This window comes from Burkholderia sp. EMB26 (assembly GCF_024730645.1).
GTDB lineage: Bacteria > Pseudomonadota > Gammaproteobacteria > Burkholderiales > Burkholderiaceae > Burkholderia > Burkholderia cenocepacia.
Window position 1 is genome coordinate 1,128,628 of sequence record NZ_CP078071.1, and the last position, 24,980, is coordinate 1,153,607.

A 24,980-nucleotide genomic window follows, 5' to 3' on the forward strand; every position below is an offset into this window, starting at 1 on the left:
TAAATCAGCAATAATTCACCAGTGAATGTCGGCACCGTCCGGAAAAAAATGGACGTCAAGTGCCGCGTGCGGATGGTCGCGCAAGGGGCCATATCGAATCCGGTGAGTTGGCCGGCAAGCGTTGCGGATGAAAAAAGGGCCGTATGCCGACGGCAACGCCGCCACGCCACGCCGCCGTCAACCGGCGCCGGTCGCCCATTTCAGCAACTGCGCGACCTCGCGGAAATGCTGCGGCTGGATCGTGCCGTTCTCGGGCGTCGTCTCGTACAGCGCCTGCGCGAGCCCGACGTTCGCGAGCGTCGGGCGCAGCGCGTCGCGGGCGAGCCGCACGATCCGCTCGGCCGCGTCGCCCTCGCCGCGCGCGAGTACCCACGGCAGCGAGCCCATCCCGCCGTAGTAGAGCGCGACCGCGACGCGCGGCGAATAGACGACCACCGACGCGTAGCCGATCCGGTCGGGCAGCGACGCAAACTGCACTTCGCGCGCGAGCTGGCGGCGCTTCGCCTGGATGTGCGGATCGCCTTCGTCCTCCTTGTGCTCGCGCCGCACTTCGTCGATCGACATCTTCATCTTCTGGTTGAACTCGTGCCGCTGGTGCACGATGTCGATCAACGCCATCACGATGTAGATCAGCGCGGCCCAGCCGAACAGCAGCATCAGCAGCTTCACGATCAGCGCGAGGATCGAGACCGGCCGCGTGAAGCCCGACTGCACCGACGGATCGAGCGACTCGACGATCAGCCAGCCGAGCGTCGCGACGAGCAGCGCCGTCTTCAGCAACATCTTCGCGAGATTGACGAGGTTGCGCAGCGACCACAGGTTCTTCATCCCCTCGGCCGGGTTGAGCCGCGACAACTGCGGCACGAGGCGGCTCCACGCCATCACGCCGCCCACCTGCACGAAGCCCGCGAGCAACCCCGCCAGCAGCCCGGCCGCGACGATCTGCGCGGACAGCGTCGCCCAGTCGCGCGCGGCGCCGTCGATCAGCACCGCGAGCCGCGCGGCCGGATCGGCTGCGCCGACCGCGTCGAACACGAGCCGGAACAGCGCCTGCAACCGCGCGAACAGCGAACCGATGCCCACCGCGAGCGCCACGCACACGCCGACGAAGAACGCCGACGACACCGTTTCCGCGCTTTTCGGCACGTCGCCTTTCTCGCGCGCCTCGCGCAGGCGCTTCGCGGTCGGCTTCTGGTCCTTTTCGGCCATGTCGGCTCTCGCGCGCTCAGCCGCCGCCGTGCGCGGCGAACAACGCGCGCAGCAGCGCCATCAACCCGCTGTCGGGGCTCAGCAGCGCATGCAGCGACGCGTACACCACCGGCAGGAACAGGATCATCATCAGCATCGCGAGCGCGCTCTTCAGCGGCTGCGAGAACACGAAGATGTTGAGCTGCGGCACCGCACGCCCGACCAGCCCGACGCCGAGCTCGACGAGCACCAGCACGATCGTGACCGGCGCGGCGAGCTTCACCATCCATTCGAAGATCGTGTCGGTCTGCCGCACGATGAAGGTCTGCAGCATCGACGAGAAATCGGGGCCGAGCGAGCCGATCGGCCACCAGGCGTACGACTGCGCGAACAGTTGCACGAGCACCTGCAGCCCGCCGGCTGTCACGAACAGCGCGATCGCGACGAAATTCAGGAATCCGGAAGTCGGGCCGCCCTCGTGGCCACCCATCGGATCGAAGAACGCGGCGCTGCCGCTGCCGGTCTGGAAATCGATCAGGTAGCCGACGCCCTGGATCGCGAACAGCACCGCGCTGAACGCGCCCGCGAGCAGCATGCCGACCATCGCCTCTTTCGCGACCAGCAGGCACCACATCAGGAACGGCAGCGCGGCCACCTGCGCGGCATCGATCGTCGGCGCGACGAACGCGGCGATCACGACCGCGATCCCGTTGCGCACGAGGCCCGTGATGATCTGCTCGTTGAACACCGGCACGATCAGCATGACCGGCAACAGACGCGGCATCACGTAGAGCAGCGGCCGCAGCATGCCGGCGACGTCGTTGAAACCCGCGGCCTGGTCTAGCATCGGCGCTCCGCGGCGGCGGACGGGACGGAATCGTCGGGCATGGCGGGTGCGTCCGATGTATCGGATGCATCGGCTTCAGCGGCAGCGGCGGCGCCCGTCTCCACGTCGGTCATCGCCGCATCGAACGCGGCGGCGGCCTCCGGCGACGTGGACCCGTGACCGGCCGCGTCGCCCGCGCCGGCCACCCAGGTGCCGCCGGTCGCGAAGCGTCGCACCGCGTAGCCGTCCGCGACGTCGTCGGCGTCGCGCTCGACCCGCGCGGCGCGCGCATGCAGCGCCTTCTCGCCGGCTTTCTCCAGCTTGTCCTCGGCGGCCTTCGCCTTGCGTGCGGCGCGCTGCAGGTCGGCGAGCGTCGCCTCGTGGCCGCGATGCACGTGCGCGGCCTCGCTCACCGACGCGTTCGCGGTGCCGATATGCCGGTCGAACGTGCGCGTATCGGCCGCCGCGTTCTGCAACGCGCGCGCTTCACGCACGTCGTCGGCCAGGCGCGTCTGGATCGCGGCCTTCGCGGCGACCTGCTGCGCGAGCTGCGCCTGCGCGGCCGCCAGCGCGCGCCGGCTCTGCGCGGCGATGCCCTGCTGGCGCGCGGCCGCGACGCGCGCGATCTGGCTGCGCATCTCGCGCACCCGCTTCAGACGGGCAAGCGTCGCGAGCACGAGGCGGTCGTCGGCTTCAGACATGATCGTTCGCCAGCTTCGTCAGTTTCGCGAGCAGCGCGTCGAAGCGCACGTCCTCGTCCGACGCCTGCGCGCAGAACGCACCGATCGCGTCGCGCGCGCGCAGCGCGAGATCGCCGAGCCGGTCGCTGCCTTCGCGATACTCGCCGATCTGCACGAGCAGCTCGATCTCCTGGTACTTCGCGATCAACTCGCGCACGCGCGCGGCCGCATGCTGGTGCGCGCGGCTCGCGACGAGCGGCATCACCCGCGACAGGCTCGCGAGCACGTCGATCGCCGGATAGCGGTTCGCGAGCGCGATCTTGCGCGACAGCACGATATGGCCGTCGAGGATCGAGCGCACCTCCTCGGCGATCGGGTCCGATTCCTCGTCGCCTTCGACGAGCACCGTGTAGAGCGCGGTGATCGACCCGTGCGACCCCTGCCCCGCGCGTTCGAGCAGGCGCGGCAACACCGCGAACGTCGACGGCGGGAAGCTGCGCCGCGTCGGCGGCTCGCCGCTCGCGAGGCCGACCTCGCGCTGCGCGCGCGCAAAGCGCGTCAACGAATCGACTAGCAGCAGCACGCGCTTGCCCGCATCGCGGAAGTGCTCGGCGATCGCGGTCGCGACCAGCGCGGATTTCACGCGCTCCATCGCGGGGCGATCGGACGTCGACACGACGACGATCGACCGCGCGCGCACTTCCGGCGACAAGCTGTGCTCGATGAATTCGCGCACCTCGCGGCCGCGCTCGCCGACCAGCGCGATCACGTTCACGTCGGCCTGCGCGCCGCGCGCGATCATCCCGAGCAGCGTGCTCTTGCCGACGCCGGACGGCGCGAAGATGCCGACGCGCTGCCCGATGCCGAGCGTCATCAGCCCGTCGATCACGCGCACGCCGGTCGGAAACGGCGTGTCGATCATCTTGCGCGCGAGCGGGTTCGGCGGGTCCTGCTGCGTCGACACCCACGCGGCGCCCGTCACCGGCCCGCGATCGTCGAGCGGCCGGCCGAGCCCGTCGAGCACGCGGCCGAACAGTCCTTCGCCCACCGGAAAGACATGTTCGCGCCCGGACGGCACGACGGTCGTCTCCGGCGACAGGCCGGCCACGTCGCCGAGCGGCGTGAGCAGCGTCGTCTGCCGCGAGAAGCCGACCACCTCCGCGAGCAGCGTCGGCTGGTTCGGCGTGCGCAGCTCGCAGATCTCGCCGAGCCGCGCGCGGATGCCCGTCGCGTTCAGGATCTGCCCGACCGCGTGGTTGACGCGGCCCTGCACCGAGACCGGCGAGAAGAACGCGAGCCCCGCGTCGAGCTCGCCGACCAGGCGGCCGCGATCGAACGGCGCGTCGTCGTCGCCGAACGACGGCGGATCGTCGAGCGGCGCGCTCATCGCGCGGCCCCTTTCAGCGCGTCGCGGCGGATCGCCTGGCGCAGCGCGTCGATCTGCAGGTCGAGGCTCGCGTCGATCCGCCCGGACGGCGTCTCGACCGTGCACGCGTGGCGTTCGAGCTGCGCATCCTCGACGATGCGGATCTTCTGCCGGTTCGACTGCCCGGCGAACGCGCCGTCGAGCGCATCGCGCATTTCGTCCGTGCGGCCGGGCGCGACGCGCACGATCAGGAACGCCTCGTCGCGCACGAGCGGCACGATCCGCGCGAGCGCGGCCTCGTACAGCTTCTGCGTGCTCATCTCGCCGACGATCGCGCGCACGGCCTTCACGACGATATCGGCCATCGCATCCTTCATCGTCTCCATCGTGCGCGTCGCGGCGAGCGCCTGCGTGTAGGCCTGCGCAGCCTGCTCGCGCTGCGCGCGGCGCATGCCTTCGTCGTAGCCGGCCGCCTGGCGCTTGTCGAATTCGCGCTGCGCGTCGGCGACGATGCGCGCCGCTTCTTCATGCGCGGTCGCGATCACCGCGGACGCGTCGAGCAGCGCCGCGTATTCGCGCTCCTTGAGCACCTTGCGCTCGGACAGCAGCTGCAGGTTGTCGCTCGTGATCAGAAAAGCCAGTCCCATGACGCAAGCCTCTCGGGAATCAGAAACAGGAACATCAGTTCGCCGAACTGGTCGCGCTGCGCGCGGTTCAGCCAGTACGGCGCTTCGTCGTCGATCGCGCGGTTGAATTTCAGGCGCACGCGCCGCGCCACCGCGTCGCCGGCCACGCCGATGAAATCGGCGAGCAGGCGCCCGCCGCGCGCGCGGATCACGACCGGCAGCGCGGCGGGATCGGCGCGCCACGGTTCGAGCGTTTCGGCGAGCGCGCCGAATTCCGGCGCGCGTTCGAGCGCGAGTTCGAGCGCATCGCCGCCGAGCCGCGCCGCGACTTCCGCGCGAATGCGCCGCCCCGCCAGCGCGTCGCGCAGCCATGCGCGATGCAGCAGCAGCCCCGCATACGCGGCCAGTTGTTCGAGCGCCGCGCCGGGCAGCAGCGCGAGCCGCGCGCACGGGCTCGCGACGTCGAAGTCGTGCCGGTCGGCCACGCCGTGCAGGTCGAGCAGGTGCCGCGCGAGCAGCTTGCGGCCGGCCGCGCCGAACGCGTCCGGCGAACGATAGCGCGCGGGCCAGTCGGCCGGCACGCGCGTCACGTGCAGATAGCGGTCGGGCCGCAGGTTGAAGTCGCAGACGAGCGCATGAAACGCGGCAGCGCGCGCGGCGGGCGGCGGCGCGAGCGGCTGCAGCCACGGCAGCGGCGCCGCGTCGACCGCCTCGCCCGGCGGCAGCGCGTGCGGGTCGCTCATGCGCCGTCGCGCGCGCCGTCCGGCGTACGCAGCCCGCCGCCTGCCTGCTGCGCGGCCGCACCACCGCCGTTCGCGCCGCGCGGTGCGCCGACGAGGCCCGCGAGGCGGGCACCGAACATCCCGCGCCGGGCGGCCGACAGCGCGATCACCGCGCAGGTCAGCAGGATCAGCGCGAACACCAGCCAGCCGAGCGGCGAGCGCAGCCGCAGGATGTCCGACACAGCGCTGCCGATGCCGTCCACCCGCGTCGCGCGCGCGGCGGCCGGCTGCAGGAACAGCGACACGTTGTCGTACTGCAGCCCTTCGATGCTGTGCGCGACGAGATCCTTGACCATCGGCGCCATCGCGCGCAGGTCGACGCCCGGCCGGTAGCGGATGTACACCGCGGCCGACGACGGCTTGATCTTGTCCGCGAGCGGATCGTTCTCCGGAATCACGACCTGCACGCGCGCGACCACCACGCCTTCGATGTCCTGCAGCGTGCGCGACAGGTCCTGCGACACGCCGTACAGATAGCGCACGCGCTCCTCGGCCGGGGTCGACACGAGCCCCTGCTTCTGGAACAGCTCGCCGAGGCTCGCATAGCTCGGCTTCGGCAGCCCGTTCGCCTGCAGCACCGTGAGCGCCGCCTGCATGTCGCCGTCCGCGACGCTCACGAGCCACGCGTTGCGGTCCGACGTGTCGCGCGCATCGTTGTCCTTCGACGCGCTGATGCCCGCGTCGCCGAGCACCGCGACCATCTGGTTCGCATCGCGCTCCGACAGGCCGGAGTACAGCTCCTTCTGGCACCCGGCCAACAGCACGAGCAGCCCCGCGAGCAGCGCGCGCGCCGCCCGGCTGCGCCACGCATGCGTGCGCGGCGTCGAATCGATCGTCGTCATCGTTTGTCCGCTTCAGGGCGCGCGGCCGTTGCAGGCACACGCACCGGCTTTCGTCACTCCTGCGTCTTCAGCACCGTGTGCGTGAAGCCGTTCGCCGCCTGCGCAACCGACAGGCTCAACTGGTATTCCGAAATCGTGGTGGTTGCCGTCCACTGGAAATCCATCGCCTTCACCATCGTCATCAGCGGATCGCTGCGGCTGTCCGCCATCGACGTCAGCATCTCGCTGCGGTGCTTGTCGATGTTCGCGTACCGCGAATCGAGATCGTTGCCGTAGGTGCGCAACCGCTCGACGAGCGACGACTGGTTCGCCTGCGCGGGCGTCATCTGCACGGCCGGCGCCGCATCCGCCGGTGCGCGCGACATCGCGACACCGGACGAAGACGGGGGTGCGGCCGACGACGCGCCCGGCTGCATCAGCGCATCGAACTGGCGCACCTGCGCCGGATCGGACGTCGCGCCCGTTTGCTGCGCGGCACTCGCGAGCGCGGCTGCGCCCGGCGGCGCCGCGCCTACGCCTGTTACCGACATGATCGTGTCCTCCTTGACCGGCAGGGCCGGAAACGGGCCGGCCGGCACGCACCCACGCCGCACCGGGCGCCCGTCACGGGCGGCCCCGGCATCCGGCGTCGCGCGGCACGGCCGGCGACCGGCATCACGCGCGGCCGGCGGAACTCAGGTGTTGCGCGACCTGGGCGTTCGCCGTCCCCTCCTGCGCGGTCACTGCGTTGCTGGTTTCGAAAGTCGCAGTCGATTGCTGGACCTGGAAGTTGATCTTCGTCAGTTCGAGCTGCGTCTTGGTCAGGTCGTCGGCCTGCTGCTGGACCTGCTTCGTGTCGGTTGCGCTACCGGTGGGGGCAGTCATGTTTCGCTCCTTTACGTGACGTTCACTTGCGTTGCCGGCGGCGGCCCCATGCCCCGCCGATGACGTGACGCGCCGCCTGCCGGCGACGTGTCGCGTGATGCGCGCAGCGCGATTCGCGCTGCGCCTGATTCGTCGCGACGCTAGTGCGCCGCCTCCTTCGTCGATACACCGGCCGCCGGCTCGCGCGGCAACAGCGTCGGCCCCGGCACCGGCTGCGCGACGCCCGCCGCCGCACCGCTCGCGAGCGGCGCCACGGGCGGCGCCGGCGCCTGCCCGGGCGCACGCGTCGACGGGCCGCCGAGCGGCATCGTGATGCGCTGGCCGTTGCGTTCGAACACGACCTCGTCCGGGCCGATCGACACGACGGTCGCGCCCTCCTTCAGCCGCGCGCCTTCGAAATAGCGGCTGCCGTCGACCGTCTCGATGTAGCGCTGGTCGCCGTCGCCGGCGAACACGGTCGTGATCTCCGGAATGCCCGCCGTGCCGCCGAGCGTCGTCGCCGTGCGCGGCGCGGCCGCATCGGCATCGCGCACGTGATCGACCACCTCGAGCGCCGGGCGCGCGTCCTTCATGTAGTTGCGGATGCGCGGCTCGATCTGCGCGCGCGCGGCCGTGCCCGTCAGCTCGATCCGGCCGCGGCCGAGATACGTGACCGTCAGCGCCGTGTCGCTGAAATAGGTCTGCGCGGTCGCCACGAGATCGCTGACCACGTAGATGTTGCCGAGCGCCGCGTTGTCGACGCCCGCGACGATCTGCGCGACGCGCTCGCGCGCGGCCGGGTCGCTCACGTAGCCCGACACGATCACGCCGTCGTCGCGCGGCGCGACCGCCAGCTCCGGATACGCGTGCAGCAGTTGCTGCAGCCGGTGCGTGCGCGCGAGCACCGATTCGTGCTGCCACGGCAGCCGCCCCGACCACGCGACGAAGCCGTAGCCGAGCGCGCCGAGCAGCACGCCGACCCACAGCGCGACCAGCGCGATCACGAGCCGCCGGCTGCCCAGCCGCCGTAGCCCGCCCGTGAGCCAGCCGAGCCACGCGGCTTCGCGCGCGGCGTCCGGCGCATCGGTTTCGTCGGGCACCGCGACGCTCGCCTGCGCATGCCGTGCGATGCCGAGCCGGATCGAGCCGACCGTCACGACGTCGTTCGGCGTCAACGAGCGGCGGCCGGTGCCGAGCGGCTCGTCGTTGAACAGCACCGGCGCGCCGGCGTCGCCGCCGTGGTTCTGCACCGTCACCGCGAGCGCGCCGACCTGCAGGCACACCTGTTTCGCGCCGATCTCGCGATCGGGCAGGATCACCTCGCAGTCGGCCGCCGTGCCGACCCAGTTCGCGCCGCGCGCGAGCGACATCGTGCGGCCGTACATCGGCCCGCTCAGGAAGCACAGGTTCCACGGCGACGCGAGCGCGGCGGCCGAGCCGGCCCCGCCCGCCGCGCCGCCGGGCAATGCACCGTCGCCGTGCGGATCAATGATGCTCGTCGACATGCGTGACCACTCCTGCGGTCGTCGCCGCGGGCTGCGACGCCGCCGTATCCTTCGGCGGCGGCAACGCGGGCGGACCGAATTTCGTGCCGGGCAGCGGCTTCGGCGTCAGCGGCACCGTGACGTCGTTGTCCGGCGGGCGATACATCGACATCCCTTCCTGGTTCGCCGGACCGTCGACGCCCGGATTCACCGGCGAGCCGTCCGGCGCATACATCGACGCGCTCGTCACGACCCGCGGCGTCAGCAGGTAGAACCGCTCCATGTGGTTGCCCGACTTGTCGGTGTACTTGAACAGGTTGCCGATCAGCGGGATGTCGGACAGCCAGGGCACGCCGCTCTTGTTCAGCCGCACCTCGTCGTCGTTGAAACCGGCGATCAGGAGGCTCTTGCCTTCGTCGATCATCGTCTTGGTGACGATGTTGCGCTGCTGGATCACCGGCACGTTCGACACCGCCTGCCCCGGCACGATGTTGCCGTCCTGGATGTCGATCGACATCATCACGCTCTGCGGGTTGCCCGACACGGCCGCCGCGTTGCGGATCGCCTCGTCGACGATCATCGGCGTCACCTTGATGCTGGTGCCGGTCGTCACGCTGTACAGCGACGAATCCTGATAGCCCGGCACCTGCACGTAGAACTGCGTGAGGTTCTCGAGGATCGCCTCGGTGTTGTCGAGCGCGAGCACCTTCGGCTTCGATCGCAGTTGCGCCTGGCCTTTCTGCGCGAGCGCGTTCACGCGCGTGAGCAGGTAGTTGCGCAGCGACCCGCCGATCGACGCGGTCAGCGCGATGCCGGTCGGCATGAAGGCGCCCGTCTGCCCGGTTTCCGACGTGCCGATGCCGAACGTCAGCGGCGGATTGCCGGCGCCGTTGTACTGCGTGTTGCCGTTCAGCGCGTTCTGGCCGTTGCCGATCTGCACGTCGCCGTGCGTCGTGTGCAGGCGCCAGTCGATCCCGAGGCTGTCGAGCGAATCCTCGTTGATGTCGATGATCGTCACGTTGATCTCGACGATGCGCGGCCGCTCGTCGAGCTGGCCGATCAGCGACTGGTAGCGGTACATGTTCTCCGGCAGGTCGCGCACGATCACCGCGTTGATCGCCGGGTCGGCGACGATCTGCGGCAGCGTGTCGCCGCCGCCGTTGTTCGAGAACGGCGAGAAGCCGCCGCCCATGCTGCCGTCCGCCCCGCCATAACCGCCCTGCCGCGGGCCGCCGGAAATGTCGGGAAAGTCGAGCCGCGGCACCGCGATCGTCAGCCCCGAGCCGAGCTTCACCTGGCGCGCGGCCTGCCCGAGCGGCGTGCTGGACGGCGCCGCGGTCGTGCCGCCGCCCTTGCCGAACAGCCGGCGCAGGATCGTCGCGACGCCCGGCACCGTCACTTCCTTGCCCGAGCGGTTGATCGTGAAGTCCGACGCCCAGCCGTATTTCAGCCGGAACGCGCGGATGTCCGCATGCGCGCCGTTCGCCGACGGATCGCCAACCGAGCCGACCGCCTGCCGCACGAGCTCGACATAGCGGCGCGGGCCGGCCACGTACACGCTGTTCGCGCGATCGTTGATCACCAGCGTGTAGCGCTTGTCCGGAATCTGCATCGCCTGCAGCGCGCGGCCGATTTCGCCGGACGCATTCGGCGGAATCGGGATCATCTGCGTCTGCGACTGGTCGGCCGGATCGACGTACAGGAACGAGCCGTCGTAATACCACGTGAGCCCGTAGGTCGAGCAGATCGTGTCGAGCGTCTGCTGCGGCGTGCCGGAGAAGCGGCCGCTGATCACGCCGTCGACCTTCGGGTCGACCACCGCCGTCACGCCCTGCGACGACGCGAGCTCGCGGATGAAGTCGCCGATCTTCTTGCCGTTCGCGACGATCGTGAACGGCTTGTTGCGCCAGCGCAGGTCCGCGGCGCGCGCATGCTGCGCGGGCGCCATGCACAGCGACGCCGTGAGCAGCGCGGTCGCGCACACGGCAAGCGCGGCCCGTTGCAGGCTGCGCGGTTGAAACCGGATCGAGGCGACGCGTCGACGCATCAAAGGACTCCTGTGGAAGAAACGAACATGCGTTCCAGCGCCTGCTGCGCGAAGCGCAGCACTTCGCCGCCGAGCCAGCCCGACAGCAGCACGAGCGCGACCATCACGGCGATCAGCCGCACCGCGATGCCGATATTGGCGTCCTGCACCTGCGTGACGGCCTGCAGGATCGCGACGACGAGGCCCGTGACGGTCGCGATCAGCACGATCGGCAGCGACAGCAGCAGCACGAGCATCAGCGCCTGGCGCGTCAGGTCGAGGATCGTCGAGCTCGTCATTGCACGGCTCCTGGCGCGCGCACGTCGGCGCCCGCGCCGACCGTGCCGTCGTCCGGCGGGTTCTTCACCCAGCCGACCGTATGCAACTGCACGTCCTCCTCGACTTCCTGGTACGACAGCACCGCGAGTTCGGGCAGCACCGGCTGCAGGATCGTCTTCACGTAGCGGCGCGCGCCGAGCGCGACCATCACCGCGAGCCGCGCGCCACCCTGCGCGTTGCCGTGGCCGCCGGGGCCGGCCGCCTGCGCGGCCTGCACGATCGCGCGCACCTGTTCGCCGATGTCCTGCTTGACCGCGCTCGACAGCGCGAGGAAATTGCCCTGCTTGGTGCGCATCACCGCGCTCTCGATCCGCTCCTGCAGGTTCTGCTCGAACAGCACGACCCGCAGCTGGCGCGCCGTGCCCGCGTGACGATCGGTGATCATCCGGCGCAGGTCGACGCGCACGAGTTCGACCAGCGCGATCACGTCGTCGGGCTCGTTCGGCGCCCACGTGATCAGGCTCTCGAAGATCACGCGCAGGTTCCGGATCGGCACCTGTTCGGCCAGCAGGCGGCGCAACACTTCGGTCACGCGCTGCAGCGGCACGAGCCGCGTCAGTTCGCCGACGAGCTCCGGATGATCGCGGCGCACCAGATGCACGAGCGCCTGCGTCTCCTGGATGCCGAGCAGCTCGTCCGCGTGCTGGCGCACGATCTGCTCGACGTGCGCGGCCAGCGCGCTCTCGCTCGACAGCCACTTGCCGTCCGGCGCCGCGCCGTCGGGCTTGATCCACAGCGCGGTCGCGAACGGGCCGAACGCTTCGGCCGGCTGGCGCTCCGCGCGCTCGGGCAGCGGCGCAACGCCGTCCCACAGCAGCCAGCCCGGCTTCAGCGCGCCGTGCGCGACGAGCACGTCCTGCAGGTAGATCCGGTACGTGCCGGCCGGCGCGCCTTCGTCGTCGTTCAGCGTGATACGCGGGAACACCGTGCCGATGTCCGCGTCGACGCGCGCCTTCGCGCTCGACAGCGCCGCCTGCAATTGCGCGAGGTTCAGGTTCGTGCGCAGGTCGTCGGACAGCGACACCGCGATCAGCGACGTGACGCCCGCCGCGTGCGACACCTTCGCGGGCTGGCCGTCGTCGGCCGCGCCGACGCGCCCCGCGACATGAATCAGGTTGAAGCTCGGCGCGGACGTCTTGCGCTTCAGTTGCGAGAACGCGAAGGCGCCGAGGCCGAGCGCGATCAGCGCGAACGACCATTTCGGGAAACCGGGCACGACGAGAAAACCGCTCAGCACGAACGCCGCGATCAGCAGCGCGCGCGGATGCGCACCCAGTTGCTCGCCGAGCTGTTCGCCGAGCTGGCGCTGCCGCGCATCGCGCGTCGCGACGCGCGTCGTCACGATGCCGGCCGCGATCGACACGAGCAGCGACGGAATCTGCGACGCCATCCCGTCGCCGACCGTCAGGATCGCGTAACGCTGCAGCGCTTCGCCGATGTCCATCCCGTGCATCAGCGTGCCGACCGCGATCCCCGCGACGATGTTGATGAACGCGATCACGAGGCCCGCGATCGCGTCGCCCTTCACGAACTTCATCGCGCCGTCCATCGCGCCGTGCATCTGCGATTCCTGCTCGAGTTTCTCGCGGCGCTCGCGCGCTTCGTCGGCGCTGATGATGCCCGCGCGCAGGTCCGCGTCGATGCTCATCTGCTTGCCGGGCATCGCGTCGAGCGAGAAGCGCGCGCCGACTTCGGCCACCCGCTCCGACCCTTTCGCGATCACGATGAACTGCACGACCGCGATCACGAGGAACACCACGCCGCCCACCACCACGTTGTTGCCGACCACCAGACGCCCGAACGCGTCGATCACGTGGCCGGCGTTCGCATGCAGCAGGATCAGCTTGCACGACGCGATGTTCAGCGCGAGCCGGAACAGCGTCGTAAACAGCAGCAGCGCCGGAAACGACGAGAAGCTGACCGCCGACGGCACGTAGGTCGACACCGTCAGCAGCACGACGCTCGCCGCCAGATTCAGCGAGATCATCCCGTCGAGCGCGGCCTGCGGCAGCGGCAGGATGAACAGCGCGACGACCGCGACGATGAAGGTCGCGAGAAACAGGTCGGCGCGCGGCGACGCGCCCCCGAGGCGCCGTCCGGACACGCCGCGGCCGGCGGAAAACAACCGCTGCCAGTCGCGGGGGAGCGCCTTCGGTTCAGCCATCGTGCCGTCGTCCTGTCGTTATCGCCGGCTGGCACGGGCAACCCTTCCCCGTGCTGCGCGGACCGTTGAATGGGACGAGTGTAGCGACGGGAAACGGCGGAAAAAGAAGCGCGCCTCGTAGCGTGAAAGCGCGTTTTCCTCAGACGATCGAATCGGACTACGAAACCCGGCGGCCGGCTCGGGCACGCGCCGCCGGAACCGCTTCCATCGCGCGCCGGGCCGCCGGCGCGCGCCTGCGGCAGGGGTCGGGTCAGGACGGCAGCCGGCGCGCGGCGAGGTACGCGAGCTGCGCGCGGTTCTGTACGTTGAAGAGTTTTTCGAGCGAGCGGATGTGGTGCCCGACCTTGTGCAGCGACGTGCGCAGCGCGCTCGCGATCTCCTGGTCGGACAGCCCGTGCACGAGCCGGTCGAGCACCTGCTGCTGCTCGTCGCCGAGCGCGAAGCCGCGCATGCGCGCGACCCGCGCCTCGAGGAACGGCAGCGCGACGCGATGCACGGCCAGACTGACCGACAGCGCGCCGCCGATCACCCGATCGTCGATCCATTCGGTGCCGTGCGTTTCCGACGTCACGTTTACCGCGACGCGCAGGTCGAGCCGCGGCGCCGACAGGCTGAAGATCACGCCGCTGTTCATTGCGTGCGCACGCAAGTGGCCGGCGAGCGCCAGCACCTTGCGGTCGCCGCTGCCGTGCGCGGCCGCCTCGATCTCGTCGAGCCGCCACGCGACCGGGAAGCCGCTTTGCCGCACCTGCGCGAAGCGCGGGTCGCTTTCGTACAGCATCCCTTCGATGAACGGCTGCATGAACGTCGCCGGCGCGAGGTCGCGCAGCAGATGCGCGCGCAGAATGCGCCGCCCGATCATTTCGTACGCGCCGTAACCGAGCGTACTGAATCCGATTTGCCGCAATCGCGCATGGCATTGCGCGAAATCGAATGACGCAAGGTCGGTTTTACCGGACGTGATTTGAATACCGGTAAAAACGTCACGCTCGATTGCGTGATATTCGTTCGAATAAGCGGCGGCGGCCGCTATATCGGCTTGTGAGAACCACTCGACGCGTGGTGCGCCGTCAGCATATGTCATGAGGAGCCCGCCCTTTCCCAATATGTGAAACTGCGCCCCGTCACGATCTGGTCTTTTCTTTATGATTTTCTGGTCGTCGTTATATGCGCACGAACATGAACCTTTCGCCGCAATTAGTATTACGGCATATTACCCACACACCGGCATTTTTGTACAATGCCCCCGCGTTTCGTCAGGGATGACGATCGGCGCATATCACAACGATGCTCGGTCGCACCGCCGCGAATGCCGTACACGATACGGCCGCCGCCAGGCGATGCGCGTCGATTCCGAGGGATGGCTCATGTCCGATATTGCATTGCATGAAGAAGCGGTCGCCCCAACCACCTTGTCCCGCTCGTCGCGCGGATTGAACGCCTGCGCGGACACGCTGCGCGAGCGCACCGTGCAGGTCGTCTGGTGCGACGACGTGAAACGCGGCGACGTCGCGCAGCCGCACGCGCCGAAGCTCGGCGTCGCCGATACGCTCGCGCACGCACAGAGCACGGCCGAGCGCAACCGGATCGTCACGAGCCTGCTGCATCTGACAGGCTTCTCGACGTTCGCGTACTTCGCCCTCGAATTCGCGCGCGAGCGCGTCGAAAGTCTCTACCTGCACGAAGCATTCACGCCGGCCACCTATCGCGGCGACTACGTACGTCACAACCATCACGACGTCGATCCGCGCACGCTCGGCGCGCGCGTGTGCAACATGCCGATCGTGTGGGACCTGCAGCAATTGCGCCGCGAACACCGCGAGCGCGACGACGACTCGTGCGTGAGCCCGGCCGCGCTCGACGGCTTCCTGCAGACGATGCAGGACGACGGGATGTGCAGCGGCATCATGTATTCGATGGCCGTGCCCGGCACGCGGCTGCACGCGTTCATGAGCTTCACCGCGCCGCGCCGCACGCGCGAATGGATCACGCCGGCGACGATCGAGCAGGCGCTGTCGATCGGGCTGTCGGTACACAAGTTCGCGTCGCCGCAACTGATCTCGACGTCGCGCGAGCGCGCGGTCAACGGGCTCACGCCGTTCGAGCAGGAGTTGTTGCTCGGCATCGCCGAAGGCGCGTCCGACAAGGAGATCGGCCGGCGCCTCGACACCAGCGCGCACAACGTCGACTATCACCTGCGCAAGCTGCGCAAGCGCTTCGGCGTCGCGAACCGGATCCAGCTCACGTACCTGACGTCGAAGCTCGAGCTGATCTGACGCGCGGGCGACGGCGCGGCGCAGTTTCGTTTCGCCGATCGCGTAAACGCACATGCCGGCCTCGCGGGCCGGCATGTTCGGGTTGCGGCGCGGCGCCGGGCCGGCGCCGCTTCCTCGCGGCGGACGGTCGCCGTTACTTCAGCAGCGTCATCTGCACGACCTTTACGATCACGAGCCCGACCGCAATCACCAGATAGCCGCGCAGCACGGCCATCCAGATCCGCGTCGCGAGCGTCATGTTCTGCGGCTCGAGCGTGTCGAGCGGCGGCATGCGCCACGTGTCGCGCAGCGAACGATCGACGGCCGGCTCGACGACGCGCTTGTTGCGGCGAATCAGTACCGTCGCGAGATAGCCGGCGATGGCGAGCACGGTGCCGCCCACCAGCACGTCGACGATCGCCTCCCCGCTGATGTCCGGATACATCACCGACGCGGTCAGGATGATCGACAGCAGCACCAGCACCCAGATCACCGCGCCCGTGAACACGTTGAGCTTCGTCGAGTTGACCCAGGGCCCAAGCACCTGACGGTCGTTGCACAGCACGAGCAGGAACACCGTCGCGCTCGGCAGCAGCACGCCGGCCAGCGTCTGCACGGCTTCCGTCAACAGGCCGAGCGGGCTGCCCGGAATCAGCACGAGCGTGGCCGCCGCCGCGACGATGCCGAAGTAGACGAGATAGAAGCCCTTCGCGTCGGTCACGCCGCGGTGCAGCGAGTGACGGATCTTGAACACGTCGCCGATCGCGTACGCGGTCGACAGCGACACGGCCGCCGCGCCGATGATGCACGCGTCGAGCAGCGCGATCGCGAACAGCGTCGCGCTCGTGCGGCCCGCATACTTCTCGAGGCCGGCGATGATGCCGCCCGCGTCGGTGAAGTTGCCGGCTTCCGGATGGCCGCCGAACAGCGCCGAGCTGAAGCCGATCATCGCGACCGCGCCGACCAGCACGAACGCGATGCCGATCCACAGATCGGCTTTTTCATACTTCATGAAGCGCGGCGTGATGCGCTTGTCGATCACGTAGCTCTGCTGGAAGAACAACTGCCACGGCGCGACCGTGGTGCCGACGATCCCGATCACGAGCAGCATCACGTCCGACAGCTTCGCGTGCGCGGGCCAGTTCGGCACGAAGAAATCGCGCGTCATCTGCGCGACGGGCGGGTGGATCGACACGAGCACCGGCACGAGCAGCAGGCTCAGCACGCACAGCCCGATCGCGAACCGCTCGAAGCGCCGGAAATCGCCGGTACTGACCGCGGCCATCGTCAGCGCGGCGGCGACGCACACGCCGGCCACCTTCGGCAGCCCGAAGAAATCCAGCACGAACGTGATGCCGATGAATTCGGTGACGATGGTCAGCGCGTTGAGCAGGAACAGGTCGATCACGCTGAACGCGCCCCAGAACTTGCCGAAGCGTTCGAAGATCAGCCGCGCATGGCCGACGCCCGTGACCGCGCCGAGGCGCAGCACCATTTCCTGATTCACGTACAGCACGGGCACGAGCAGCAGCAGCGTCCACAGCAGCGTCGTGCCGTAGTTCTGGCCGGCCTGCGTATAGGTGCCGAATGCGCCCGCGTCGTTGTCGCCGACCATCACGATCAGGCCCGGGCCGATGATCGCGAGCAGCGTACGCAGGCGCGCCCACCACGTGCCGCGTGCGCCGGTGTCGTGGTGCGGGATCGTGCCGAGCGCACCGCGGATGTCGCCCAGGTGGGCGTCGTCGAGCACGGCGCTGCGGTCGACCGCGATCGGTGGAGAGACGTTGGAGGGCGTGGACATGATGTGTTCCGTACGGCTAAGGGTTATGCGATTCGATGAGCGTGCGACCTTGGGATGCGCGCGGGACGGCCGCTCGAAGGCGGCCGCACGTGCGCATGCCGAGGCGCGCTCGGCGTGTCTCTTTTAGCGGATCAACGCTTTCAACTGGTTCAGCAGGCGGGAGAACACCCGCGGACGGGCGTCGAGCGTCAGCATCGCGTCGTAGTGGGGGCGCGATTCCGTGACGTGCGGAAGGGTCGACAGCAGAAGGCCGAAGTTCATGGTCTGGCTCCGTGCGGCGGCGGCAGGCGTGCCGGCCGCGTCGTGGGCGCGGGGCCAGCCAGCGGCCTGAACGACGTGTCAGGCTAGTCGGCCGGCATGTCCCCGCGACCCGGGTTCAAAAGGGTCTGCGTATGCAGCGGGCATAAGGGACAACTGTCACTGTCGTTCATGGCGGCTCCTGTACGGTGTTCCGGGGAACACGGTTGACCGCCGTCCGGCGTGCGGGCCGGCATTCGCGCGCCCGGGAAACGGATGCGCGAACACGGCCGCCTGCCAGGCGGCGGTGAAACCGGACAACGCATGCGAGAACGCATCACGCTAACCGGCGCGAATCAGGGTGCACGTAGGGAGTTGCTGCGGAAATACTGCTGCGCGCACCGTTTGCCCGGGAGACAAACGGCGGCTTCGATGAGGCGCGGACGTCGGTCGCTCAGGCGGAAATTTCGTTCGAAGATCGACTACTGCAGGCGTCCAAGGCGGCGGCCCCAAGAGTGAAGATGGCGGATTCTATGGACCGCGCGAAAGTGAAGTCAACCCCTCGAAACCCCGTTTTTCGAAATAAATTTCCCGCATGACGCAACTGAAAGATTTGCCCTTGAATTGACGTACCGAAACCTTTCAGCGGGCGATGACGCGATCGCGCGCCGATGCGTGCAAGCAACGGTGCGGCGCAACGCGCAACCACCCGCTTTGCCGTTGCCGGGCGGGCGTGTGGCGGCCCTGGGCCGCCGCGACGCGCACACCACACGGCGCAACCGTCATGCGTTTTCTACTTGCGCCGCAGCAAAAGTCGCGACTACAATCCGCCCCAATTCATCACGGGAGTCCCCTCCGTGGATACATGCTCTAGTTGCAGTTCGATGCCGGTCCAGGCCGGCCAAGCCATCGCGAGATAGCAGCCAGACGCATGTCTTTCGCCGCTAGCTCGCACTCGTCGGGTTAGCGCGCCTCCATCCGGGCCGGCCATCGCCGGTTCGTCAGTCGCACGCTCCGTTATGTTCCATCCTCCGATCGCAGGCCGCGTCACGCACCCGCGCTCGATCACGTCGTCCGGCGTCCGCCGGACGGAACGGAGGCAGCGTCATGTTCGTTCAATCGTTCGCGGTCAAGCTCAAGCGCGTCGTACACGTCGCGTGCGACCGCTCTTTTTCCGGCCGCTCGCCGCTCGCCCGGGCATTCAGCCGCTGGCGCGGCCGGGCCCTCGCCCACGTGCCGACGGCGCCCCGCCCGCTCGATTGCGTGCTGATCGCCGCGACGGCGGCCGCGCTCGCGCTCGCCGCGCTGCTGTGCTCGGTCGCGCCGCGCGTCGGCTTCGCGCAGGTCTGGCGCGTCGGCGGCTGGCTGCCGTAAGCCCTGCTCCGTGCGGGCCGTCTCGCCATGCGTCCCGCATCACGTTCCCGTTTCTTCAGCCAAACTAATCAAACTGCCAACGGAACCCAAATGAAGAATCACCTCGCACCCGTCCCGCGCAAGCGCCGCCTCGATGCGCTCACCGCGCTGCTGCTGTCGCTCGCCGCCGCGCCCGCATTCGCGCAGGCATCGTCGCCCGCCGCTGCCGAACCGGCAGCCGGCGCGAGCGATGCCGCCGCCCCCGCGCAACAGGCCGCCGATACTGCCGCGCCCGCTCCGACCGGCTTCTGGGAGCGCTCGAACCTGCTCGGCAACATGGGCGGGCTGCGTGACGTGCTCGACGAGCACGGCGTCACGCTGAGCCTGCAGGAGACCAGCGAGTACCTGTACAACACGTCCGGCGGCACGGGTCGCGGCGGCGCATACCAGGGGCTCACGCAATTCGGTTTCAACGTCGACACCGGCAAGGCGGTCGGCCTGCCGGGCGGCACGTTCAACGTGTCGGGGCTGCAGATCCACGGCACCAACCTCACGCAGCGCTACCTGCAGACGTTGCAGACCGCCACCGGCATCGAGGCGAACTCGACCACGCGCCTGTGGGAACTCTGGTACCAACAGTCGCTGCTCGACGGCAAGGTCGACGTGAAAGTCGGCCAGCAGAGCGTCGACCAGGAATTCATGGTGAGCCAGAACGCGGCGACGTTCATGAACGCGACGTTCGGCTGGCCCGTGCTGCCGTCCACCGATCTGCCGTCCGGCGGCCCCGCGTACCCGCTGTCGTCGCTCGGCGTGCGGCTGCGCGTGAAGCCGGCCGATGCGTGGACCGCGATGGTCGGCGTGTTCGACGGCAACCCGGCCGGCCGCATCGACGGCGACGCCCAGGTGCTGAACGCACACGGCACCAACTTCAACCTGCGCAGCGGCGCGTTCGTGATCGGCGAGGTGCAGTACGCGCTGAACGCGCCGCCCGCCGACCCGAAGGCCCCGCAGCCGGCCGGCCTGCCCGGCACGTACAAGCTCGGCTTCTGGTATCACTCGCAGCATGCGAACGATCCGCGCTACGGCACCGACGGGTTGTCGCTCGCCGATCCGGCGAGCAACGGCACGCCCGCCACGCATCGCGGCAACTATGGCTTCTATGCGGTCGCGGACCAGATGGTGTGGCGGCCGTCCGCCGACAGCCCGCGTTCGGTCGGCGTGTTCGCGCGCGTGATGGGTTCGCCGGGCGACCGCAACGTCGTCGATTTCGCGGCCAACGCCGGCGTGACGCTGAAGGCGCCGTTCGCCGGCCGCGACAACGACGTCGCCGGCATCGCGATCGGCTACGCGAAGATCGGCTCGCATGCGCGCGGCCTCGACGGCGATACCGGCGTGTACACGACGCCCGGCTATCCGGTGCGCCGCGCGGAAACCGTCATCGAAGCGACCTACCAGTACCAGGTCGCGCCGTGGTGGCAGGTGCAGGCCGACCTGCAGCACTTCTTCCGCCCTGGCGGCGGCATCCCGAACCCGAACGCGGCCGGCGCGCGCATCGGCGACGAGACGGTGGTCGGCGTGCGCACGACGATCACGTTCTGACGCGCGCCGCATGAAAACGCGGGCCGGACGGCCGCTTGCGCGACGGTCCGGCCCGTGCGATTGCTCGCCGTGTGGGCACGCGGCCCGCACCGCGCACCGCACCTTACTCGCCGTACAGCCCGAGCAGTTTCAGCGTGACGCCGTTAGTCCAGCCGAAGCCGTCCTGCAACGGATATTCGCCGCCGCCTCCGCCGCCCGTGCCGGTACCCTCGACCACGTACTTCTCGACGAGCTTGCCTTCGGTCGCATACACATGCTTCACGTCGGACAGGAAACGCGTGCCGATGTCCTTCGCGAGCGCCGGTTCGCCATAACGGCGCAGCCCGTCGATCGCGATCCACTGCAGCGGCGCCCAGCCGTTCGGCGCATCCCATTGCTGGCCCGTGTTCTCGGTCGTCGTCGCGAGACCGCCCGGCTGCAGCAGCGTCTTGCGCACTTCGCGCGCGGTCGCCTTCGCACGCTCCGGCCACGCGACGCCTGCAAACAACGGATACAGCGCGGCCGCCGTCACGCCGTCGCGCGGCTTGCGCAACTGCCAGTCGTAGTCGCCATAGTAGCCGCGACGGTTCCACAGGTAATGATTGATCGCAGCCGCACGCTTGCCCGCGCGCGCTGAAAAATCGGCCACGCATGCGATGTCGCGCGTGACCGCGCAGCCCTTCACGATCGTCGTCTCGAGATGGAACATCAGGCTGTTCAGGTCGACCGGCACGATCGACGTCGTGCGGATCGTCGCGAGCGTCTTGCCGTCGCCGAACCACCGCGAGCTGTAGTCCCAGCCGCTTTCGGCGCCCGCGCGCAGGTCGCGGTACACCTCGTTCGCCGGTCGGGACGGCACCGACTTCGCGGTCGTCACGTCCTCCAGATACGACTCGTCGCGCGGCGTATCGCTCGCATCCCAGTAGCGGTTCAGCACGGCGCCGTCGGGCATCGCGACCACGTGGCGCGCCGCCTGCCCGCGCGGCGTCGTGGTCTCGCCCTGCATCCAGTACGCATGTTCCTTGCGCAGCGCCGGCAGGTATTTCTGGTAGACCTTGTCGCCCTCGACCTGCGCGGCGAGCGTGACCATGTACGCGAAGAACGGCGGCTGCGAGCGGCTCGCGTAGTACGTGCGATTGCCGTTCGGGATGTGGCCGACCGTATCGATCAGGTATGCAAAGTTGTCGAGCATGTCGTCGACGAGATCCTCGCGCCCCGACACCTGCAACCCGAGCATCGTGAAATAGGTATCCCAGTAGTACCCTTCGCGGAAACGGCCGCCCGGCACGACGTACGGCTTCGGCATCGGAATCAGCGAACTGTACTGGGGCACCGTGACGCTCGTGCGCGTGAGCTGCGGCCACAGCCAGTCGATGTGCTGGCGCAGCGTCTGGTTCGGCGGCGGCGTCACGCCGCCTGCCGGGGGCGGCGTGAAATGCTGGTCGACGAACGCCTTCAGCGAGAAGCCCGGCTGCGATTTCTGTTGCTGATACAACTGCACGATCGTCGCGGGGTCGGTATCGGGCGTTGCGTCGACGAAGGTCTTCTGGTCGGGATAGAGCTGCGCGGTCTGCACCGCGACGAACAGATCGCCGTAGAGCTGGCTCGGCGGCGGCGGCAGCGTGCCCGACGCGGGAGCGGCAGCCGCTGCGGTGGTAGCCGGTATCGCGGACTGGCCGGCCGCTTGCGCGGCGGCCTGGTTCGCATTGTCGGCCTGCGCGGCGCAGCCGGCGACGGCGAGATACGCGATGGCCAGTGCGGCGGCCCAGCGCAGACGCGGCGCGGGCGGTGACTGACGCGACGAGAAGCGAGATGCAAGCGGTGCGGCACGACGTGACGTCATGGCGTGTCCCCTCCTTTCGATGGTGAGTGGATCGGCACGAGGTCTCGTTCGCGCGCGCGTTCGTCTCGATGGCCTTCGATCGATACGCGTCATGTTGTGGTGCGAATGGGTCCGACTGTCGCACGAAACATGCATCTCAAGCAAGTTTCGATTCGCGCGATTCCCGGAGATAACCGCGCACCGCCCGCCACGCCCGCGCTTCGAGCGCGTGCGCATCGGTTTCGCCGCGCGCGCCCGCCGCATCGACGATGCCTTTCACGATCGCGAGCAGATCGTGCGCAATCACGTCGGGCGCGGCGACACGCGGCGCATCGCGCAACCGGAGCGCATGCAGCAAGGTCGCGTGGATGCGGTCGACGACGCGCGCGTTGCGCGCACCGAGCGGCAGCCGCGCCTCCTCGAAATCGATCAGCCGCGCGAGCACCGGCCGGCGCATCTGGTGCGCGACGGCCCCGCGCACCAGCGTGCGCAGCACGTCGTCGCACGACGACAGCGCGGCCGCCCGGTCGACGTCGTCGAGCAGATGCGCACTCTCGCGCTCGACGAGCGCAGCGGTCAGCGCATCGCGGTTCGGAAAATATTGATAGAGGGAACCGATGCTCACGCCGGCCAGCGCGGCGACCGCGTTCGTCGTGTAGCCGTCGAAGCCGTCGCGCTCCAGAATGCGCGCGGCGGCCTCGACGATCGCATCGACGGTGGCCACCGAGCGGCGCTGGCGCGGCGCCTTGCGGGGCGACAGCGGGATGCGCGAAGACGAGTCGGACATGGCGGGAATGCGAGTTTCGAATATGAGCAAACGCTCATATTCTAGAAACGCACCGCCACTCCGTCAAAAGGAATCGCCATACCGGGCAGACGTCGGTCCCGCTCATCGTGTTCATGCGCGTCGACACGCACGACGAATGGCGAAAGCGCGGGGGACGCACCGCACGGGAAGCCGTTCCCCGATCGCAATGTCGGGCGCGTCGACCGCCTGCCCGGCATCGAAAACGCACGCGCGCCCCGCAACGGCGATGCTGCGTCGTTCACCGGTCGGACAACGCATTCGACACGCACGAGCAATGCGCCGCTTGCCCACGCACAGTCGTTCTTTCCGCCCCATCCACAGGAAAAGACGACTGTTGCAACATGCGGAACAACTGTTGTCGTACGTGACGCAACGGTCACATTGTGGGCATAATGACGTCTTTACCGCGCGCCCAGCCCATGTCGCCCGTCTTTCTAGCACCGCTCATCGTTGCCTGTGCGTTGTTCATGGAAAGCGTCGACGCGAACATCATCGTCACCGCGCTGCCCGCGATGGCGAGGGACTTCGGGCACAGCCCCGTCACACTGAACATCGCGATCACGGCTTACGTGGTCGGCCTCGGCGTGTTCATCCCGATCTGCGGCTGGCTCGCCGACCGCTTCAGCGCGCGCGCCGTGTTCCGCACCGCGATCGGCATCTTCGTCGTCGGCTCGCTGATGTGCGCGGCGTCCAACTCCCTCGGCGTGCTCACGTTCGCGCGCTTCATACAGGGCGTCGGCGGCGCGATGATGGTGCCGGTCGGCCGCATCATCATCTTCCGCGCGGTGCCACGCTCCGATCTCGTGCGCGCGATGAACTACCTCGCGATTCCCGCGCTGTTCGGGCCCACGGTCGGGCCGCTCGTCGGCGGCTTCATCACGACCTATCTGCACTGGCGGATGATCTTCTTCATCAACGTGCCGATCGGCATCTACGGGATCTACCTCGCGAGCAAGCACATCGCGAACACGCACGAGCCCGATCCGGGCCCGCTCGACTGGTTCGGCTTCCTGCTGTCGGCCAGCGGCGCGGCGCTGCTGCTGATGGGCCTCACGCTGATCGACGGTTCGCTCACGTCGCGCTCGAACGCCATCCTCATGTGCGCGGCCGGCGCCGCGATGCTCGCGCTGTACGTGCCGTACGCGCGCCGCAAGGAGCGCCCCGTGCTCGACCTCAGTTTCCTGAAGATCCCGACGTACCACGCGAGCGTCGTCGGCGGGTCGCTGTTCCGCATCGGCCTCGGCGCGGTGCCGTTCCTGCTGCCGCTCGCGCTGCAGGAAGGGCTCGGCATGAGCGCGTTCCATTCCGGCCTGATCACGTGCGCGTCCGCGCTCGGCGGCGCCGTCAGCCGCTCGACGGCCACCCATACGCTGCGCCGCTTCGGCTTTCGTACCGTGCTGATCTACAACGCGGCATTCGCGGGCCTCGCGATCGCCGCGTATGGCGTATTCCATCCCGGCATGGCCACCTGGGCGATCTGGATGATCGTGCTCGTCGGCGGCATCTTCCCCGCGCTGCAGTTCACGAGCCTGAATTCGATGATCTACGCGGACATCTCGCCGCGCGACGCAGGCCGTGCGACGAGCCTCGGCAGCGTCGTGCAGCAGATGTCGCTCGGCCTCGGCGTGACGGTGGCCGGCCTCGTGCTGCACGTGTCGCACTGGCTCCAGGGCCATCAGGCGATGGTGTGGTCGGATTTCTGGCCGGCATTCGTGGTAGTCGGGCTGTGCTCGTTCGCATCGATTCCGATCACGCGGCGGCTGCCGCCCGGCGCCGGCGACGAGGTCGCGCGCGGCAAGCGGGCATAGGCGGCCAACGGCCGACGCAGCGAAATCGTTTTCGCCGCAATCGATCGTCCGCGTATTGCATCGATCGTCCGCGTATTGCATCGCTTTTATTTTTCAATTCCGAAATTTATTCAATCGCGCGAAACGCACGAGGCACTCGCCGAATCCGCATG

General features: G+C 68.8%; 22 protein-coding genes. 4 read left to right on the forward strand and 18 right to left on the reverse strand.

Annotated elements, in window-relative coordinates; all coding sequences use genetic code 11:
- Positions 1–177: 177 nt before the first annotated feature.
- The 14 genes from KU887_RS21905 to KU887_RS21970 form a co-directional block, all read right to left on the reverse strand.
- Complete coding sequence (locus KU887_RS21905; protein WP_058903313.1) at positions 178–1,209, reverse strand: EscU/YscU/HrcU family type III secretion system export apparatus switch protein; 1,032 nt, start codon at positions 1,207–1,209, stop codon at positions 178–180.
- Positions 1,210–1,225: 16 nt separating this feature from the next.
- Positions 1,226–2,035, reverse strand: a complete 810-nt coding sequence (sctT, locus tag KU887_RS21910) for a type III secretion system export apparatus subunit SctT (protein WP_006489708.1) — start codon at positions 2,033–2,035, stop codon at positions 1,226–1,228.
- Positions 2,029–2,715, reverse strand: a complete 687-nt coding sequence (locus tag KU887_RS21915; protein ID WP_006495896.1) for a hypothetical protein — start codon at positions 2,713–2,715, stop codon at positions 2,029–2,031. The genes sctT and KU887_RS21915 overlap by 7 nt, the downstream gene beginning before the upstream one ends.
- Entirely contained in the window at positions 2,708–4,081 is a 1,374-nt protein-coding gene (gene sctN / locus KU887_RS21920) for a type III secretion system ATPase SctN (RefSeq protein ID WP_060210875.1), read from the reverse strand. Before sctN ends, KU887_RS21915 begins: the two co-directional genes overlap by 8 nt.
- Positions 4,078–4,707 carry a type III secretion system stator protein SctL gene (gene sctL, locus KU887_RS21925; RefSeq protein ID WP_077021246.1) on the reverse strand — a complete coding sequence of 210 codons (630 nt, stop codon included), beginning with the start codon at positions 4,705–4,707 and terminating at the stop codon, positions 4,078–4,080. Before sctL ends, sctN begins: the two co-directional genes overlap by 4 nt.
- On the reverse strand, positions 4,689–5,429 hold the full coding sequence (locus KU887_RS21930; RefSeq protein ID WP_258258037.1) for a Yop proteins translocation protein K: 741 nt from the start codon (positions 5,427–5,429) through the stop codon (positions 4,689–4,691). Before KU887_RS21930 ends, sctL begins: the two co-directional genes overlap by 19 nt.
- Positions 5,426–6,310 (reverse strand): type III secretion system inner membrane ring lipoprotein SctJ, encoded by an 885-nt coding sequence (sctJ, locus tag KU887_RS21935; RefSeq protein ID WP_006498992.1) that lies wholly within the window; start codon positions 6,308–6,310, stop codon positions 5,426–5,428. Before sctJ ends, KU887_RS21930 begins: the two co-directional genes overlap by 4 nt.
- 53 nt (positions 6,311–6,363) lie before the next feature.
- Complete coding sequence (locus KU887_RS21940) at positions 6,364–6,840, reverse strand: hypothetical protein (RefSeq protein ID WP_012493472.1); 477 nt, start codon at positions 6,838–6,840, stop codon at positions 6,364–6,366.
- Positions 6,841–6,964: 124 nt separating this feature from the next.
- Complete coding sequence (locus tag KU887_RS21945; RefSeq protein ID WP_006486267.1) at positions 6,965–7,174, reverse strand: hypothetical protein; 210 nt, start codon at positions 7,172–7,174, stop codon at positions 6,965–6,967.
- A 140-nt stretch (positions 7,175–7,314) separates the two neighbouring features.
- The gene (gene sctD, locus KU887_RS21950) at positions 7,315–8,658 is read right to left on the reverse strand and encodes a type III secretion system inner membrane ring subunit SctD (protein WP_258258053.1); all 1,344 of its coding nucleotides are present in this window, start codon (positions 8,656–8,658) and stop codon (positions 7,315–7,317) included.
- Positions 8,639–10,684 carry a type III secretion system outer membrane ring subunit SctC gene (gene sctC / locus KU887_RS21955; RefSeq protein ID WP_006487858.1) on the reverse strand — a complete coding sequence of 682 codons (2,046 nt, stop codon included), beginning with the start codon at positions 10,682–10,684 and terminating at the stop codon, positions 8,639–8,641. Before sctC ends, sctD begins: the two co-directional genes overlap by 20 nt.
- The gene (sctS, locus tag KU887_RS21960) at positions 10,684–10,962 is read right to left on the reverse strand and encodes a type III secretion system export apparatus subunit SctS (protein WP_006480854.1); all 279 of its coding nucleotides are present in this window, start codon (positions 10,960–10,962) and stop codon (positions 10,684–10,686) included. The genes sctC and sctS overlap by 1 nt, the downstream gene beginning before the upstream one ends.
- Positions 10,959–13,166, reverse strand: a complete 2,208-nt coding sequence (gene sctV, locus KU887_RS21965; RefSeq protein ID WP_006487865.1) for a type III secretion system export apparatus subunit SctV — start codon at positions 13,164–13,166, stop codon at positions 10,959–10,961. The genes sctS and sctV overlap by 4 nt, the downstream gene beginning before the upstream one ends.
- A gap of 250 nt (positions 13,167–13,416) precedes the next feature.
- Complete coding sequence (locus KU887_RS21970) at positions 13,417–14,250, reverse strand: autoinducer binding domain-containing protein (protein ID WP_006487859.1); 834 nt, start codon at positions 14,248–14,250, stop codon at positions 13,417–13,419.
- Between the two features lie 283 nt (positions 14,251–14,533).
- Here KU887_RS21970 and KU887_RS21975 point away from each other — a divergent pair, with 283 nt between their 5' ends.
- Complete coding sequence (locus tag KU887_RS21975; protein WP_034178602.1) at positions 14,534–15,442, forward strand: LuxR family transcriptional regulator; 909 nt, start codon at positions 14,534–14,536, stop codon at positions 15,440–15,442.
- Positions 15,443–15,575: 133 nt separating this feature from the next.
- Here the strand turns inward: KU887_RS21975 and KU887_RS21980 are convergent, their stop codons facing one another.
- Both KU887_RS21980 and KU887_RS21985 read right to left on the reverse strand, forming a co-directional pair.
- Positions 15,576–17,222 (reverse strand): Nramp family divalent metal transporter, encoded by a 1,647-nt coding sequence (locus tag KU887_RS21980; RefSeq protein WP_006487872.1) that lies wholly within the window; start codon positions 17,220–17,222, stop codon positions 15,576–15,578.
- A gap of 123 nt (positions 17,223–17,345) precedes the next feature.
- Positions 17,346–17,483: a hypothetical protein gene (locus KU887_RS21985; protein ID WP_006487867.1), complete on the reverse strand. Its 138-nt coding sequence runs from the start codon at positions 17,481–17,483 to the stop codon at positions 17,346–17,348.
- 1,083 nt (positions 17,484–18,566) lie between these two features.
- Between KU887_RS21985 and KU887_RS21990 the strand changes: the two genes are divergently transcribed.
- Positions 18,567–18,833, forward strand: a complete 267-nt coding sequence (locus KU887_RS21990) for a hypothetical protein (protein WP_006487869.1) — start codon at positions 18,567–18,569, stop codon at positions 18,831–18,833.
- 90 nt (positions 18,834–18,923) lie between these two features.
- Complete coding sequence (locus tag KU887_RS21995; RefSeq protein WP_258258065.1) at positions 18,924–20,411, forward strand: carbohydrate porin; 1,488 nt, start codon at positions 18,924–18,926, stop codon at positions 20,409–20,411.
- A 103-nt stretch (positions 20,412–20,514) separates the two neighbouring features.
- Here the strand turns inward: KU887_RS21995 and treA are convergent, their stop codons facing one another.
- Positions 20,515–22,233 (reverse strand): alpha,alpha-trehalase TreA, encoded by a 1,719-nt coding sequence (gene treA / locus KU887_RS22000; RefSeq protein ID WP_258258066.1) that lies wholly within the window; start codon positions 22,231–22,233, stop codon positions 20,515–20,517.
- Between the two features lie 136 nt (positions 22,234–22,369).
- Positions 22,370–22,999: a TetR/AcrR family transcriptional regulator gene (locus KU887_RS22005; protein WP_059721994.1), complete on the reverse strand. Its 630-nt coding sequence runs from the start codon at positions 22,997–22,999 to the stop codon at positions 22,370–22,372.
- Between the two features lie 440 nt (positions 23,000–23,439).
- On the opposite strand from KU887_RS22005, the gene KU887_RS22010 reads away from it, so the two are divergent.
- Complete coding sequence (locus tag KU887_RS22010) at positions 23,440–24,828, forward strand: MFS transporter (protein ID WP_006491205.1); 1,389 nt, start codon at positions 23,440–23,442, stop codon at positions 24,826–24,828.
- Positions 24,829–24,980 lie beyond the last annotated feature (152 nt).